Below are 14,776 nucleotides of genomic sequence, written 5' to 3' on the forward strand. Positions count from 1 at the left end.
GTGGCGGCCAGGCGAGGATCAGACCATCCGGCTCAGCGCCTCGAAGAAGGCGACGATCTCGACATCGAGCGGATCGTCGACCGGCTCGGGTTGCGACGACATCTTGGCGATCACCACTTCGGTCCTGGGATCGACATACAGCCACTGGCCATGAATGCCGATGCCGCAATAGGCGCCGTTCTCGTGTCCAGTCTGGTACCATTTGTTCCGGTAACGACCTTTGGGAAACAGTGGCAGCATCGCACCGCGCTGCCAGGCGTCCGCACTGCCCCCAGTGCTGGTCGTGTCGCGAACCCAGGCTTCCGGTAGGATGCGGCGGCCATTGGCCACCCCGCCCTGCCGCATCATCTCGCCGACACGCGCCAGGTCGCGCGGCGTCACCGAAATACCGCCGGCCGTGCGCGCCGTACCTTCCATGTCGACGCCGATCGAGGCTTCGCTGACAGCGCCGAGCGGCAGCCACAGCCTCTCGCGCATCAGGTCGGTGAACCGCTGGCCCGACGCGCGCTCGAGCAGCAGGCCGAGCAGGTCGGAATTCGGCGAGCGGTAGCGGAAGGTCTGGCCATGCGGCTCGGCAAGGCGTTGCAGGGTCAGGATGAATTCGCGCAGGCTCTCCGTGCCGCCGCCCGGATTCCACAGCGTGGCGCGGCGATAGCGGGCGAAAGCGCTCTCCGGATCAAGATAGGCCTCCTCGAAATCGAGGCTGACGCTCATGTCGAGCACATGCCGCACGCTCGCATCGCCATAGGCAGAGCCGGCGGCTTCAGGGATGTAGGCCGTCACCGGCGCTTCCGGGTCGAACACCCCCTCGCCTTGCAATATGCCGGCGATGATGGCTGTCACCGACTTGCTGATCGAGAAGATGATGTGGCGGGCGCCGAAGTCCATATGCGGGGCGAACCAGTCGCCGACGATCTTGCCGCCTTTCATCACCGTCAGTGCGTCGGTGCTCGAACGGGCGAGAAATTCAGCCACCGTCTCCGGTGTGCCGGCGATCGCGACCTTCTCGCCGAGCAGGCCGCCCATATCGCGCACGGGGGTTTCGACAACGCCCGACGCCGCCGCCACGCGGGCGGTCGGCACCAGTTCGCCGAGATTCTGGAACGACCACCGGTTGAACGGGTTCTCGCGCCAGTTGGCGAGCACCACCTCGTTGCGCCGGAAGCCATAGCGGGTCTCGAACACGGTCTTGCCGGTCATGGCGTTTCCTTCCGGGTCGTTTCTTTTTGTGGGGCTCAGCGAAGTGCCGTTGCGATAGCGTGCACGGCTTTCAGCGTCGCCATGGAATAGGCACCATTGGCGAAATCCGGCCAGGTCGAAAGCTTCACCACGACCATTCCGGTGTTCCAGTCGATATGGATCATCTGACCGAACACGCCGCGGCACATCAGTGCGCGCGAGTGCGGGTCCTCGATCCAGAACTGGTTGCGATAGCTGCCCTCCGGCAGGCTGGGGCTGAAGTCCGGCCCGTGCCTGCCGTTGCGGGTCGCCTCGACCCAGCCAGCCGGCACGACGCCGCCACCATTGTCGAGGATCAGCTGGCCGAAGCGGCCATAGTCGCGCAGCGTCGCGTTGAAGCCACCGTCGGCCACCGCATAGCCGGCGCTGTCGACCGTAAAGCAGGCGCTTTCATCAGCGCCGAGCTTTTGCCAGAGTTCTTCCGAAACCACCTGCGGCAGCCGTTTGCCTGTCACCCGCTCCATGATGAAGGCAAGCACGTCGGTCTCGATCGAGCGGTATTCGAATTGAGCCCCGTGCGGGCGGATCGTGTCCTTCAAGCCGAGGATCAGCTCGAACATGTGCGAGGGCCAGCGAAAGGCCGGATCGCTGTCCGGCGGCACCGGCTTCCAGCCGGTGGCGACATCGACCTGGCCGATGTCGGAATAGCGGTCGGTATATTCCTCTGAGAAACGGACGCCGCTGGTCATGTCCAGCACATGCTGGACGCTGGCGCCGGTCCAGCCGGTAACGCCGAGTTCCGGCAGATAGTCGGTTACCGGTCTGGCCGGATCGATCAGGCCGCGCCCAACCAGTATGCCGAACACCGAACCGGTAAGGGACTTCGCCATCGACTGCGACAGGTGCAGCGTGCGCTCATCCATGCCGTTGAAGTAGCGCTCATAGGCGACCTTGCCGTCCTTGAGCACCAGAAAGCCGTCCGTATAGGTCTCGTCGAGCAGCCCGGCGAGCCTTGTCGGCATGCCCTTACTGTCCTCGACGGGCAGCCCGTCGAGATCGACCTCGGCGCGTTCGAGACGGCGGCGATGGCCGTTGCCGCGCCAGACTTCGGCGGTCGGCAGAATTTCACGGATGTGCTGGAACGCCCAGCGGTTCCACGGCGGCCGGTCCCAGTCGAGCTTCGGCGGCACCATGGCGGGCGGCGAGCCCTGCATGATCGGCGGCCGCGGATCGGAATTACGATAGGAGTCCATGACGGCCGAGTCCCTTGAACATGAAAACGGACCCGGCGGCATGTGCCGCCGGGTCCGTCGAACCCAGTTTATTTCTGCAACTCGGTCCAGATCTTGGTGTAAATTTCCTGGGTCTCCGGCGAGCACATCTTCTGCAGCTCGCCACGTGGCTTGTCCGCGGCCGGAATGATGACTTCCGGCGCGTCCTTCATGTCGGCTGGCATGTACTTGTCCGAGCCGGTGATGGCATTGGCGTAGCGATGGAAGGCCGAGAGACCTGCCGCGTTTTCCGGGTCCATGATGAAGTTCTGGAAAAGCTTGGCGTTCTCGACGTTCTTGGCTTCCTTCAGAACGACGACGTTGTCGCTCCACAGGCCGAAGCCTTCTTTCGGATAGTTGTAGTGGATGGCAGGGTTGGCCAGCCGCTGGCGCAGCGCCGAGCCGTTCCAGTCGCTGGTCGCCTTGAAATCACCGGCGCCCATCTTCTCGATGGTGTTGTATTCCATCGCGATCCAGTTCGGCTTGGCCGCCACCAGCAGGTCGCGCACCTTCTTCAGCACCGCCTTGTCGTCGGTGCATTGCTGGCCGCCGACATATTTGATCGCGGCGAACATCACATCGCCCATCTCCGGAACGACATTGACCTTGCCTTTGAGCTCGTCAGGCGTGTTGAAGATGATGCCCCAGCTATCGGCCGGGCCTTTGTAGGCATCGGTGTTGACGACCACGCCGATCGTGCCCCACGCCCACGGAACACTGTATTTGCGACCCGGGTCGAAATCGGGATTGGCCCATTCCGGCGCCACGTTCTTGAAGTTTTCCATCTTGCCCGGATCGGTCTCCTGGATGAGGCCTTCCTTGATCCAGATCGGCACGTAGGTCTGCGACGGCACCGCGATGTCGAAGCCGGTGCCGCCCTGGCGAACCTTGGCCAGCGCGGTGTCGTTGGAATCGTAATCGGTGATGGTCACCTTGACGTTGTATTTGGCCTCGAACTTCTTGATCACGTCGGGGCTGGTGTAGTTGCCCCAATTGTAGATGTTGAGCACGCCGTCGGCGCGGGCCAGGCCCGTCGAGGCGAGCAACGCCAACCCCATGGCGGTTGCTGTCGTCTTCCAGTTCATGGTTTTAACTCCCATTTTTCGGTTCAGTCTCGTTTCCTGCTGACGAAGAAAAACAACGTGACGATCGCGACCGAAAGCAGCAGGAAGGCGGTCGATATCGCGTTGATCTCGGGGGTGATGCCGCGGCGGATCTGGCCGAGCATGTAGGTGGGCAGCGTGTCCTGGCCGCCTGATTTGACGAACTCGGTGATGACGACGTCGTCGAGCGAGATGACGAAGGCCAGCATCAGCCCGGCCAGGATGCCGGGCCACAGAAGCGGCAGCGTGATGCGCCGGAAGGCCTTCCAGGGCGTCGCGTAGAGGTCGGCTGCGGCACGCTCCAGCGTCAGGTCCATATTCTCAAGTCGCGCCCGGATCGGCAGATAGGCAAAGGGAATGCAGAACGCCGTGTGCGCGGCGACCAGATAGCCGATGCCGGAATAACCGGTGAAGATCTTGATGCGCGAGAAGAAGATCAACAGCGCCACCCCGGTGACGATCTCGGGCACCATCAGCGGCTGATTGATCGCCGCATATTTGAAGGTGAGGCCGGGATAGGGCGCGATGCGCGTGGTGGCGAGCGCCGCCATGGTGGCAAAGATCGTGGAGAGCACCGCCGCGATGGAGCCAATCTGGAAGGAACGCAGCGTGGCATCGACGACCTGCGTGTTCTGCCATGCCGACTGGAACCATTTCAGCGAAAAGCCGCCCCATTCGGAGGTCGAGCTCGCCGCGTTGAAGGCATAGATGACCAGCACGACGATCGGCAGATACAGCACGATAAAGCAGGTCGCGGCGATCGCGGTGAATCCTGGCTGGTGCTTGATGGAAAAGTTCTTAGCCATGACGCACCCCCGACTTGCCAGCATTGCGCACATAGGCAAGCAGCGCCACCATGACGATGATCATGACGGCGATCGACAGCGCCGAGCCGAGTGGCCAGTTGCGACCCTGCCCGAACTGCAATTCGATCAGGTTGGACAGCATCATGTTCTTGCCGCCGCCAAGAACGCTCGGTGTCACATAGGCGCCAAGCGCTGGAATGAAGACCAGTATGGAGCCGGCGATGACGCCCGGCTTGACCAGCGGAAAGATAATCCGCCGCAGCACCTGGAAGCGCGACGCGTAAAGGTCGTACCCCGCCTCGACCAACCGGAAATCGAGCTTTTCCATGCTGGCATAGATCGGCAGCACCATCAGCGGCAGGTAGACATAGGCCATGCCGATCAGGATCGCCGTGTCGGTGTAGAGTATCTGGATCGGCGCCGAGATGATGCCGAGCTTGAGCAGGATCGTGTTGACGATGCCTTCGTTGCGAATGATCTGCAGCACCGCGAAGGTCCGGATCAAAAGGTTGGTCCAGAACGGAATGGTGATCAGGAACAGCCAGAGATCGCGCGTCTTTTCGCTGCGCGTCGCCATGAAATAGGCAGTCGGGAAACCAAGCACCAAAGTCGCGATCGTCGTCACCACCGAGAGCTTGATCGAGCGCAGGAAGATGGTGACGTGGGCGGCGGCGATCGAAAGCGTGTCGTCGAAGATATCGCGTTCCAGAAACACCGCTATCCAGGCTTCCGGCGAGAACTGCCACTTCACGTCGCCATAGGAGCCTGGCGTCAGGAACGAGTAGACGAGCACGATCAGCAAGGGGCCGGTCGCGGCGAGGAAAATGACCAGCAGCGCTGGCGCTGACAAAAGCCAGCGGTCCCGGACATCGCGCCGCTCCGCTGCCTTGGCGACTTCTTCCGCGGTCGCCATCGTCAGTCCTTCAGGACCTGAGCGGCATCGCTGCCGATGAGGATGCCGACTGCGTCGCCCTTCTCGAAACCGCAGCCCGCGCTGCGCGTGTTCTGCTGGCGTACGGTGAAGAGTTCGCCACTGTCGAGATGAACATGGATGTGGGTGTCGGTGCCGAAATAGACGATGTTTTCGACCGTCCCCGACAGTTCGCCCTTGGCCTTGGTCAGCTTGGCGTGTTCAGGCCGAACCACGACCGTGGCGTTGGGTTTGGGCTGGAAACCCTGGGCCACGGTCGCCTCGATGGTCGCACCGGATTTGAGCGTAGCGCGCGCCTTGCCGTTGGCCATCTCGCTGATGGCGGCGGTGAGGAAGTTGGTTTCACCGATGAAGTCGGCGACGAAGCGCTCCGCCGGCTTGTCGTAGATATCCCAGGGCGAACCGACCTGCAGGATCTTGCCCGATGACATGACAGCGATGCGGTCTGACATGGTCAGCGCTTCTTCCTGGTCGTGGGTGACGAAGATGAAGGTGATACCGGTCTCGTGCTGCAGCCGTTTCAACTCGATCTGCATCTCCTTGCGCAGCTTGTAGTCAAGCGCCGACAGCGGCTCATCGAGCAAAAGCACCTTCGGCTGCGGCGCCAGGGCGCGGGCCAAGGCCACGCGCTGCTGCTGGCCGCCGGAGATCTGGCTGGTGCGACGACCGGCGAGTGCCTCCATCTTGACCAGCTTCAGCATCTCGGCGACGCGCGCCTTGATCTCGGCCTTCGGCTTACCCAGCATTTCCAGGCCAAAGCCGATATTGTCGGCGACCGTCATGTGCGGGAACAGCGCATAGGACTGGAAAACGGTGTTGACCGGCCGCTTGAAGGGTGGCAGCGGCGCGATGTCCTGGCCGTAGAGCAGGATTTCACCGGCGGTTGGAAAGTCGAAGCCGGCGATCAGCCTGAGCAACGTCGTCTTGCCGCAGCCGGATGGCCCCAGCAACGTGAAGAATTCGTTCTCGCGGATAGATACCGAGACCGTGTCGAGGGCAGCTACCTGCCCCTCACCTGATCCGAAAATTTTGCTGACGTTTACTACTTCAATCGCATTCCGATCCGGTTTGTCCGGCACGATTACGCCTCACTGTTGACTCCGCTCTTGCTGGCGGAGCTCTTCCCCTGTTCGATGTGACCACATGGCCGGTGGGTTGGCAAGCCCGGCATTAGGTTACAGTTCAGTCAGTCTTTGAGGCCTGCAAGCCCCATGCCATAGTCAGGCCTGATAGGTGATCTTGCCGCCGCAAATCGTCGTCACCGGCCGCACCTTGTGCAGATCGGCCGGGGCGGTGTTCTCGATATCCATCGACAAAACCACCAGATCGGCCATGTAGCCTGATTTCAGCTTGCCCTTGCGGTGCTCGGCGAATTCGGCGTAGGCGCCCTCGATCGTGTAACCGGCGACCGCTTCATGCAGTGAGAAACTCTGGTCCGGGTCGCTTTCTGCCCACGGTTTGCGCAACACTGCCGCCTGAATGCCCAGTATCGGATCGATCGGCGACACCGGCCAATCGGATGCGAAGACGACATGCGCGCCGGCATCCTTCAAGGTCCGCCAGGCATAGCTCAGCGGCCAGCGTGCCGGCCCGATGCGCGACACCGTCGGCTCCAACGGAAAATCCATGGCGCCGGGCGGATGCGGCGGTTGCATGGAGGCAATGACGCCGAGTTCGGCGAAACGCGGCACGTCCGAAGTGGTGGTGACCTCGATGTGCTCGACCCGGTGACGGCTGTCGCGCTTGCCGTTCGCCTTCTGCGCCGCCTCATAACCGTCGAGCACCGCGCGCACCGCGCCGTCGCCGATCGAGTGCACGGCGATCTGCAACCCGCGTCTGTCGACTGCGACGGCCAGATCGATGAATTGTTGCGGCGTGAACAGCGGCTCGCCAACCCAGTCCGGGCGGTCGGCATAGGGCTCGACCATGACAGCGGTCCAGGAATCGAGAACGCCGTCGTAGAACACCTTGACCATGCCCGACGACAGCCATTCGCTGTTGTAGCGTTCGGCCATATCGGACGCCTTGTCGAGCATGTCGAGCGTCATGAAATTCTTGTAGTGGAACGGGATCTTGACGCGGCAGGGCAAGCCTTCCTCGGCTTCGATCTCGGCCAGCAGCTCGAGCTGATAGAGATTGCCGTCCATGTTCTGGATCGAGGTGATGCCGTGGCGGGCGCACCAGGCGAGCCCGCGCCGCATGATGTCGCGGTCGGCGTCCCGCTCGGCCGAGGTCGGCATCGGGTCCGGCTCGCCGCCGGTCGACAGCCCCAGCCGCACCCGACCTTCGCCGGCAAGGTCGAGCACCGGGCCAAAGGCTTCGCCTTCGCGCAATTCACCCGCAGCCAGTCCGTCGTCGCCCATGACGATCTCATTGCCCGGCCCGAGCGTGCGCCCCTGCAGGATGCCGGCCATTTCCAGCGCCTTGGTGTTGGCCCACATGGTGTGATGGTCGGGCGCCGCCATGCAGAACGGGCGATCGGGCAAAATGGCGTCGAGGTGATGGCGCGTCACGCGCTCGCTGCCGAGCACGGTGTAGTCGACGCCCTGGCCGACCAGCATCTTGGCGTCGGGCCGGGTCGGCGCATAGTCGCGGATCGCCTTCTGCAGCGCCTCGAAGCCATGGATACCGGTGAGTTGAAGGTGGGCAAGCTCAGCCCCGCCCGAAAACAGATGCATGTGGGCTTCGATGAAACCCGGCAGAACGGAGCCGTCCTTGGCGTCGATTACCTTGGTGGCCGGTCCCTTGAACTCTTCGATGGAGGCGCGGCTGCCGATGGCGATGATTGCGCCGTCCTTGACGGCGACGGCCTCGGCGGTGGGATTGTCGTCGTCGATGGTCAGTACACGACCATTGATGACGATCAGATCCGCATTGTGACCCGCACCTGTGACAGACATCGCGACTCCGCGCTTTTGACGACTGACTGAGACCGACAACCTCTTGTCCAACGACCTGCCACTCCACCGGAGCGGCGCCATGGGACGAAAAAGAATGCCAGCGCGCTGTCTTGGAAATTCCCCTTGTGATCCCAAGAGGCAGCGTGGATAAAGAATGCGACTGATTATTCGCGTTTGTCAACATACCGAATCTGGAATGTATTGTGGACAGCAAGCTCCCACCATGTTGAGACCGGGCGGGGAACGAGGACATCAAGCCGTGAAGCGCAGTCTCGACCGCAAAACCAGGATAGCGCTCGAACCGCGCAAACAGCCGCGGCAACAACGCTCCAGCAAGGTGGTCGACCGGATTCTCGACGCAGCGCTGGTCTTGACGCGCGAGCAAGGAACCAAGACGCCGACGACGCTCGCCATTGCGCAGCGCGCAGGCTTGTCGGTTGGTTCGATCTACCAATACTTCCCCAACAAGGAAGCCATTCTTCTGGACCTCGCCCGGCGCTGGCTGTCATCCTTCCCCGAGGTGATCGCCAAGCGTATCAAGGTCGCCCCGCCCACCAACCGTGAAGAGTTTCGGCGCGAAGTGCGCAAGCTCTTCATCGACACGTCCAGACTCTACCTCGAAAACGCCAGCCTGATGCCGGTGATCGAGGCCATTTCAGGCAACGCCGACCTCAGGCCGATCCAGAACGAATATGACGAGCAGATCATCGCCCTCTACGCCGCATGGCTGCAGCATGTGAACCCGGCGCTTGAAGACAAGATCGCCAGCCGGCTCGGCGTGCTGATGATGGACGTCGGGCACGCCTGCCGGCTTGTCGGGCTGAAAAGAGACCGCAAGACATACGACCTCATCGAGGACGATGTGGAAAGAATGTGGCTCGCTCTGGTGAGCCCTTATCTCAATCTTGAATCTTGACTGATTTCACACTTCGAGAGGAATTTATGAAGACTGTTTTCTCCCCCCTTCACGCCGGCCATGCCGGTCAAATGGAACTGGTCACATCAGCCATCGTGCCGGGTTTCGAAAAGCCGTCGCGGGCCGAATTCATCAAGGCGCGGGTCGAAAGCGAGAAACTCGGTCCCATCATCGCGCCGCACGAACATGATCTCGCCGCCGCCAAGCGCATCCACAAATCGGACTATATCGACTTCCTCCCGACAGTCTGGCCGCAATGGCTGGAAGCAGGCCTCACGGGCACGGCGATGCCCTTCACCTGGCCGACGCGCGGCCTGCGCGGCGACGTGCCGCCAAAACGCATCGACGCCCTGCTCGGCTATTATTCCTTCGATGCCGGCGCCACCTTCGTCGAAGGCACATGGGCGGCGATCAAGTCTTCCCACGACGTGGCGCTGACCGCCGCCGGCCTGGTCAAGGATGGCGAGGCTTCCGCCTTCGCGCTCTGCCGTCCGCCCGGCCACCATGCCGGGGCTGGCTTCATGGGCGGCTATTGCTACATCAACAACGCCGCCGTCGCCGCGCAATGGTTCCGCGACCAGGGCGCCAAACGCATCTCGATCCTCGATGTCGACTATCACCACGGCAACGGCACGCAGGAGATCTTCTATGACCGTGCCGACGTCCAGGTGCTCAATCTGCATGGCGATCCGATGGTCGAGTACCCGTTCTTCCTCGGCCATGCCGACGAACGCGGCGCCGGCGAAGGCGAAGGCTTCAACATCAACTATCCGATGCCCTTCGGCACCGACTGGGATGCATGGAACGCCTCGCTCGAAGATGCCTGCGCCAGGCTCATCGCTTATGCACCGGATGTCGTCATCGTCTCGCTGGGTGTCGATACGTTCGAGAAGGACCCGATCAGCCAGTTCAAGCTGAAGACCTCCGATTATCCCAAGATCGGCCGCCGCATCGCCAGGCTCGACCTGCCGACGCTGTTCGTCATGGAAGGCGGCTATGCCGTTGAGGAGATCGGCGTCAACGCCGTCGGCGTGCTGACCGGGTTCGAGGATCGGTAAATGCCTGTCGTCCACGAGCATCCAGCGATTTTGGGACAACGACAGGCATAAGCAAAGGACCGCCGGGATCGGGTGGCAACATCGCCCGGTTCCCACTATCGGGCCAAGGCACCAGCCTTCGGCACAGCAACCGGCGCGCCCATCTGTTCAATGCTCCCGAGCCTGGAGAAATCGACCAGCCGCCGAGATGGCCGGCGAAGACTTTCGCGTCCCGGTCTTCTGTCCAAGGCGCGAAAACCGACCTCTGAGTCGCACCTGAGTCCATCGGATTCGATTTTGTCAAATCGCGTTTGATGTCAGATTCAACTGCGGGTAGATTAGACCCGAATCAGCCGGTCCTCGGGGGGCGCGGCGACCACCCAAAGTCTCTTGTTCCGGAGCTTTTCCGGCACCAGACGCGGACGGCTTCGCGTTCCCTGAATGGATTCGGGATTTGGTTCGGCGCAGCCCTGCGCCACGCGTGTGTCTTCGTCAAAGTAATGCGTATTCGGGTTCGGCGGCTGGCTTCCAGCATCCGGACAGCAGAAACGATTCCGGCCAAAAGCAACAAGAATGAGCAGTCCCGCCGCACTTCTTCACTCCGACACATTGGGCTCGCGCCTGACGTCGCGCGGCGATCTCACCAGCTTTTTCATGCAACTGACCGCCGAGATCGGCGCCGACAGCTACATGTTGGTCGCCATTGTCCACGACCAGGACCGCAACGATGCGCGCATCGTCTCCTCCAACTGGATTTTCGATGCCATCGAACTGATCGGCAAGCGGCTGATCGCCGGGCTTGCGCAAGGCGCGCTCACCGTCGCGCCGGGCATCCGCCCACAGCCGCTGGTGGCATCCCGGGCACCTGAAGCAGACGGATTGGTCACCGGCGAGGAAGCCCGACTTCTCGACGTTCTCGGCCATGCCGAGATCTATTCGCTGCGCCTTAATGTCGGTCGCCAGCGCCTGTTCGCCCTGTTCTCTGCGGCGACCGCCGGCAGCATCGACCAGCCAGCGTTGATGCGGGCGCAACTGAAATGCTGCTACGCGCTCTCGCACATCCCGCAACTGATTGCCGCCGCCGCCATGCAGGATCCGCTATCGGATCGCGAGCGCGAATGCCTGTTCTGGGTTTCCGAAGGCAAGACCACCGACGAGGTCGCCGTCATACTTGGCGTCTCCTCCAACACCGTCAACAGCTACATCACCCACGCCATCCAGAAATTCGCGGCCAGCAACCGCGCGATGGCCATCGCCACGGCGATCAGGAGCGGCATCATTTGAAACACGCCGATATCAAGGAAACGGCCGAAGCCCTTTTCAACGAGCAGCGCAACCCGTTCGGGGCCTTCACCCTTGGCTCCGAAACCCATCACGCCGTCACCATTCCCGATGCCGTGCGCCGCTGCCGCTGGATCGCCGTTGACATGAATGCCTCGGCTTTCGGCCTCTTCTTCGTAAGCCCCTCGCCCGAGCGGGCGCGGCTCGTGCCATGCTTTGATTCCGACTATCCCGGCATTGCCGTGGCCACCAAGTTCATCTCAGGCGCCAACGGCGAGGAGATCGTGCGCCACACCCGCCTCTCGACCGAACCGCGCTGGTGGACGGATGACGGCGTCGCCGCCATGGCGGAGCTGCTTGGCAATCTCGCCTGGACCGAGCGGATGCCGGCGCTGGCGCCCGGAACCAGCGGCATCGCTTTTCCCGTGCACGCCGACCGCGGCCAATGCGGCCTTGTCGTGTTCCTGGGCTCGGAGATGACCTTGCAGCAGGATGCGCTCTACGAAATACACGCCCGCTGCTTTTCGCTGTTCGCCGCCGTAGCCCGCATCCGTCCGGGCGATGCCGGCCGCATGCGCGCAATCTCCAAGCGCGAACTCGAATGCCTGAAGCTGACCGCCAACGGCAACACCAGCGAGGAGATCGCGCGACTCCTGAAACTGTCGGTGCACACCGCCAACCAGTACCTGACCCAGTCGACCCAGAAGCTCAACGCCGTCAATCGCAACCAGGCCGTTGCCAAGGCGCTGCGGCTGGGCTTGATCGAATAGGGGAATTCGGCAGCGCTTCGAAAGCGACCGACGGTCAGCGATAGGCGAGCGGCTCGACCTTGCGGATACGCGCCTCTTCGATCACCGCCTCGAGCAGCGCCGTATTGTGCTCCGGGTCTTCGCCCGGCTTCTCGAACGACACGTAGTTGACCGCCACCGAAGCGCCGAGCTCGCTCAGCGTCAGCTGGAAATAGACGGTGACGCCGGGCGGCCTCAGTTCCAGATCGAGCACGATGCGCGGGCTGCCGCTCCAGTCGACATGCGCCTCACCACCATGGCCGAGCCGCAGAGTGCCCGGCATGAAGAATAACTCGACCGCTGAATCGACCAGGTCCGACAGGCACGCGAAATGCTCCAGCCGGATAAAGGCGATGTAGTCGGCGACATCGATCAGCCTGAGTTCCCCCACCACCTGCTCGATGGCGCTGGCGACGATGATCTCGCGAGATTTTGCGTGCGGTTGCCGGTTCATGAAATCTGTCTGCGCTCAGCCTTTTTCGAGTAGACGATCCGCACCAGTTCGGCGACGGCCTGGTAGAATTGTGACGGGATCACACTATCGACCGAAACTTGCTTGTACATGGAGCGGGCGAGCGCCACGTCCTCGAAGACCGGGATGTTGTGTTCCCGCGCGATCTCGCGGATTTTCAGCGCCACCAGATCTTGGCCCTTGGCCAGCACCATGGGTGCCGAGTCCTCGTCGCGCACATATTTCAGCGCGATCGAGAAGTGCGTTGGGTTGGCGATGATCAGCGTCGCGCGCGGCACCGCCGTCATCATCCGCTTGCGCGCCCGGTCGCGCGCCAGCGAGCGCAGCCGCGACTTGACGATCGGGTCGCCCTCGGACTGTTTGAACTCGTCCTTGACCTCCTGCTTGCTCATGCGCAGATCCTGCTTCCAGTGGAAGCGCGACCAGACGATGTCGATTGCCGAGATCAGCCCCATGACGAAGACGATCGCCACCAGGATGTCGACGGCGATGCCGCGGATGACGAGACCGAAGGCGACCGGATTTGTGATCATCCCGGCGAGCAGCTTTCGGTGGTCTTCCGATAGCGTGAAGCTCAGCACGACGATGGCAAACCCGACCTTGCCGAGTGACTTCAGGAACTCGACCCAACCCTGGATGCCGAACAGCCTGTTCCACCCCTTGGCGATCGAAATGCGCGAGAGTTGCGGCCGGATCCGCTCGCCTACGAATTGCGGCATGTTCTGGAACACCGAGGCGCCGATGCCGGCGACGGTCAGCAGCACCATCAGGCTCAGGACGGCGCGGCCAACCTCGAGGAGGACGATCTTGTAGAGCGCGATGACGTCGGTCTCGGTGTCCATCGGCCAGGCTTCCGGCTTCTCCAGGAACATCGACAGGAACATGCCGAGATCGATGATCGCATCCTTGGCGTAGAAGACGGTGAACACCAGTATGGCAACGAACGAGGCAAGGAGCGCTGTCTCCCGCGAATGGGGCAGTTTGCCCTGTTCGATGGTGTCGCGGATCTTCTTTTCCGTCGCCTCTTCGGTTTTCGAATCTTTGTCGACCGCGTCAGCCATGGCGCGGTCTTAGGCGGCGTCTTGGGTCGAGGGTAGTTCGAAGGCGCCTTCGCGCGACAGCCGGATCGTCGTCGTAACGATCGTCTTGCGGGCCGCTGTGATGTCGGCGAGAGGGACCCCGTCCGAGCCCTGCCCGAGTTCGGCTTCGATCATGCGCCGCGAGCGGGCGCCGATGGCCGACAGCACCGATTCCGCGAGTGCGGCCGAAGTACCGCGCAGGGCCAGCGTGACCAGCTCCGTCGACAGCCCGTCGAACAGCAGCACCCGCGCTTTCTGGGTGAGCAGCGGCAAGTCGTCGAAAGCAAACAGCCGGGCCCTCACACCGTCGAGATCGGGCGTGCCGGCGGCTTCCAGATCCTGCATGACCTCCTCAAGCAGCGGCTTGTCGAGTTCGTTGAGAACGCTGGCGACACGCGCCTGCCCGGCCGAGGTGTCCTTGGTCGAGGTTTCCGCCAGCACGCTGGTGCGAAGCCGGTTTTCGACGATCCTGGCGGCAGCGTCGGGAACATTGGCCATCGTCACCATGCGCTTGATGATTTCTCCACGCATCGGTTTGGTCAGTGTCAACAGCACGTTGGCCGCCACCTGCGGCGCCAGCTTCGACAACACCATGGCCGCCGTCTGCGGATGCTCACCGGCCAGGAAGGCGCCAAGCCGCGCCGGTTCGAGCTTTTCGAGCTCGGGCCAGATCGGCGGCGGACCTTCCGGTGCGACCTCGAATTTCTTGTCGCCCATGATCGCGCTCATCTCTTCGGGCGAGAGCGATTCATTGAGGATGGTGTCCATCCTGTCGGCGGAATCGAGCAATCCCGCCCCTTCGGTGAACTCGGCCTCGAACTCGGCGACGATACGTTCGAGATCGCTTTGCGGAATCGTCCGCAGCAGGCGGGCGCCCTCGATCAGCGCCTTCAGTTCTTCCTGCTTGAAGAATTTCAGCAGGCGGCTGGCCGACGGCTTGCCCATAGCCACAAGTATGGCGGCCGCCTTCTGCGCGCGGGTCAAGGTCACCGGCGTCGTCATGCCACTCGCCT

General features: G+C 62.5%; 14 protein-coding genes. 4 read left to right on the forward strand and 10 right to left on the reverse strand.

What is annotated here, in order from left to right; translation table 11 throughout:
- Window positions 1–18 precede the first annotated feature (18 nt).
- The 7 genes from NKJ67_RS23145 to NKJ67_RS23175 all read right to left on the reverse strand — a co-directional run bounded on the left by NKJ67_RS23145 (window position 19) and on the right by NKJ67_RS23175 (window position 8,190).
- Entirely contained in the window at window positions 19–1,200 is a 1,182-nt protein-coding gene (locus tag NKJ67_RS23145; RefSeq protein ID WP_352583293.1) for a serine hydrolase domain-containing protein, read from the reverse strand.
- A 35-nt stretch (window positions 1,201–1,235) separates the two neighbouring features.
- On the reverse strand, window positions 1,236–2,432 hold the full coding sequence (locus NKJ67_RS23150) for a serine hydrolase domain-containing protein (protein ID WP_352583295.1): 1,197 nt from the start codon (window positions 2,430–2,432) through the stop codon (window positions 1,236–1,238).
- Between the two features lie 68 nt (window positions 2,433–2,500).
- The gene (locus tag NKJ67_RS23155; protein ID WP_352583297.1) at window positions 2,501–3,535 is read right to left on the reverse strand and encodes an ABC transporter substrate-binding protein; all 1,035 of its coding nucleotides are present in this window, start codon (window positions 3,533–3,535) and stop codon (window positions 2,501–2,503) included.
- 23 nt (window positions 3,536–3,558) lie between these two features.
- Complete coding sequence (locus NKJ67_RS23160) at window positions 3,559–4,359, reverse strand: ABC transporter permease (protein WP_352583299.1); 801 nt, start codon at window positions 4,357–4,359, stop codon at window positions 3,559–3,561.
- The gene (locus NKJ67_RS23165; protein ID WP_352583301.1) at window positions 4,352–5,272 is read right to left on the reverse strand and encodes an ABC transporter permease; all 921 of its coding nucleotides are present in this window, start codon (window positions 5,270–5,272) and stop codon (window positions 4,352–4,354) included. The genes NKJ67_RS23160 and NKJ67_RS23165 overlap by 8 nt, the downstream gene beginning before the upstream one ends.
- 2 nt (window positions 5,273–5,274) lie before the next feature.
- Window positions 5,275–6,369, reverse strand: a complete 1,095-nt coding sequence (locus NKJ67_RS23170) for an ABC transporter ATP-binding protein (RefSeq protein ID WP_127380735.1) — start codon at window positions 6,367–6,369, stop codon at window positions 5,275–5,277.
- A gap of 141 nt (window positions 6,370–6,510) precedes the next feature.
- Window positions 6,511–8,190 carry an amidohydrolase gene (locus NKJ67_RS23175; RefSeq protein WP_352583303.1) on the reverse strand — a complete coding sequence of 560 codons (1,680 nt, stop codon included), beginning with the start codon at window positions 8,188–8,190 and terminating at the stop codon, window positions 6,511–6,513.
- A gap of 154 nt (window positions 8,191–8,344) precedes the next feature.
- Here NKJ67_RS23175 and NKJ67_RS23180 point away from each other — a divergent pair, with 154 nt between their 5' ends.
- From NKJ67_RS23180 to NKJ67_RS23195, 4 genes are all read left to right on the forward strand, one after another.
- On the forward strand, window positions 8,345–9,106 hold the full coding sequence (locus NKJ67_RS23180; RefSeq protein ID WP_352583305.1) for a TetR/AcrR family transcriptional regulator: 762 nt from the start codon (window positions 8,345–8,347) through the stop codon (window positions 9,104–9,106).
- Window positions 9,107–9,132: 26 nt separating this feature from the next.
- Window positions 9,133–10,164, forward strand: a complete 1,032-nt coding sequence (locus NKJ67_RS23185) for a histone deacetylase family protein (RefSeq protein ID WP_352583307.1) — start codon at window positions 9,133–9,135, stop codon at window positions 10,162–10,164.
- Between the two features lie 552 nt (window positions 10,165–10,716).
- The gene (locus NKJ67_RS23190) at window positions 10,717–11,427 is read left to right on the forward strand and encodes a helix-turn-helix transcriptional regulator (RefSeq protein WP_352583309.1); all 711 of its coding nucleotides are present in this window, start codon (window positions 10,717–10,719) and stop codon (window positions 11,425–11,427) included.
- Window positions 11,424–12,194, forward strand: a complete 771-nt coding sequence (locus NKJ67_RS23195; protein ID WP_027038264.1) for a helix-turn-helix transcriptional regulator — start codon at window positions 11,424–11,426, stop codon at window positions 12,192–12,194. Before NKJ67_RS23190 ends, NKJ67_RS23195 begins: the two co-directional genes overlap by 4 nt.
- Before the next feature lie 34 nt (window positions 12,195–12,228).
- On the opposite strand, the gene NKJ67_RS23200 is transcribed toward NKJ67_RS23195, so the two are convergent.
- Genes NKJ67_RS23200 through NKJ67_RS23210 form a run of 3 tightly spaced genes read right to left on the reverse strand, consistent with a single transcriptional unit; the run spans window position 12,229 to window position 14,765 of the window.
- Entirely contained in the window at window positions 12,229–12,666 is a 438-nt protein-coding gene (locus tag NKJ67_RS23200) for a BspJ family T4SS effector nucleomodulin (RefSeq protein WP_023809991.1), read from the reverse strand.
- The gene (gene flhB, locus NKJ67_RS23205) at window positions 12,663–13,745 is read right to left on the reverse strand and encodes a flagellar biosynthesis protein FlhB (RefSeq protein WP_027038263.1); all 1,083 of its coding nucleotides are present in this window, start codon (window positions 13,743–13,745) and stop codon (window positions 12,663–12,665) included. Before flhB ends, NKJ67_RS23200 begins: the two co-directional genes overlap by 4 nt.
- A gap of 9 nt (window positions 13,746–13,754) precedes the next feature.
- Window positions 13,755–14,765, reverse strand: coding sequence for a flagellar motor switch protein FliG (locus NKJ67_RS23210; RefSeq protein ID WP_027038262.1), 1,011 nt, complete (start codon window positions 14,763–14,765; stop codon window positions 13,755–13,757).
- Window positions 14,766–14,776: the final 11 nt, after the last annotated feature.

It is taken from the genome of Mesorhizobium sp. M0088, assembly GCF_040322895.1.
Classification (GTDB): Bacteria; Pseudomonadota; Alphaproteobacteria; order Rhizobiales; family Rhizobiaceae; genus Mesorhizobium.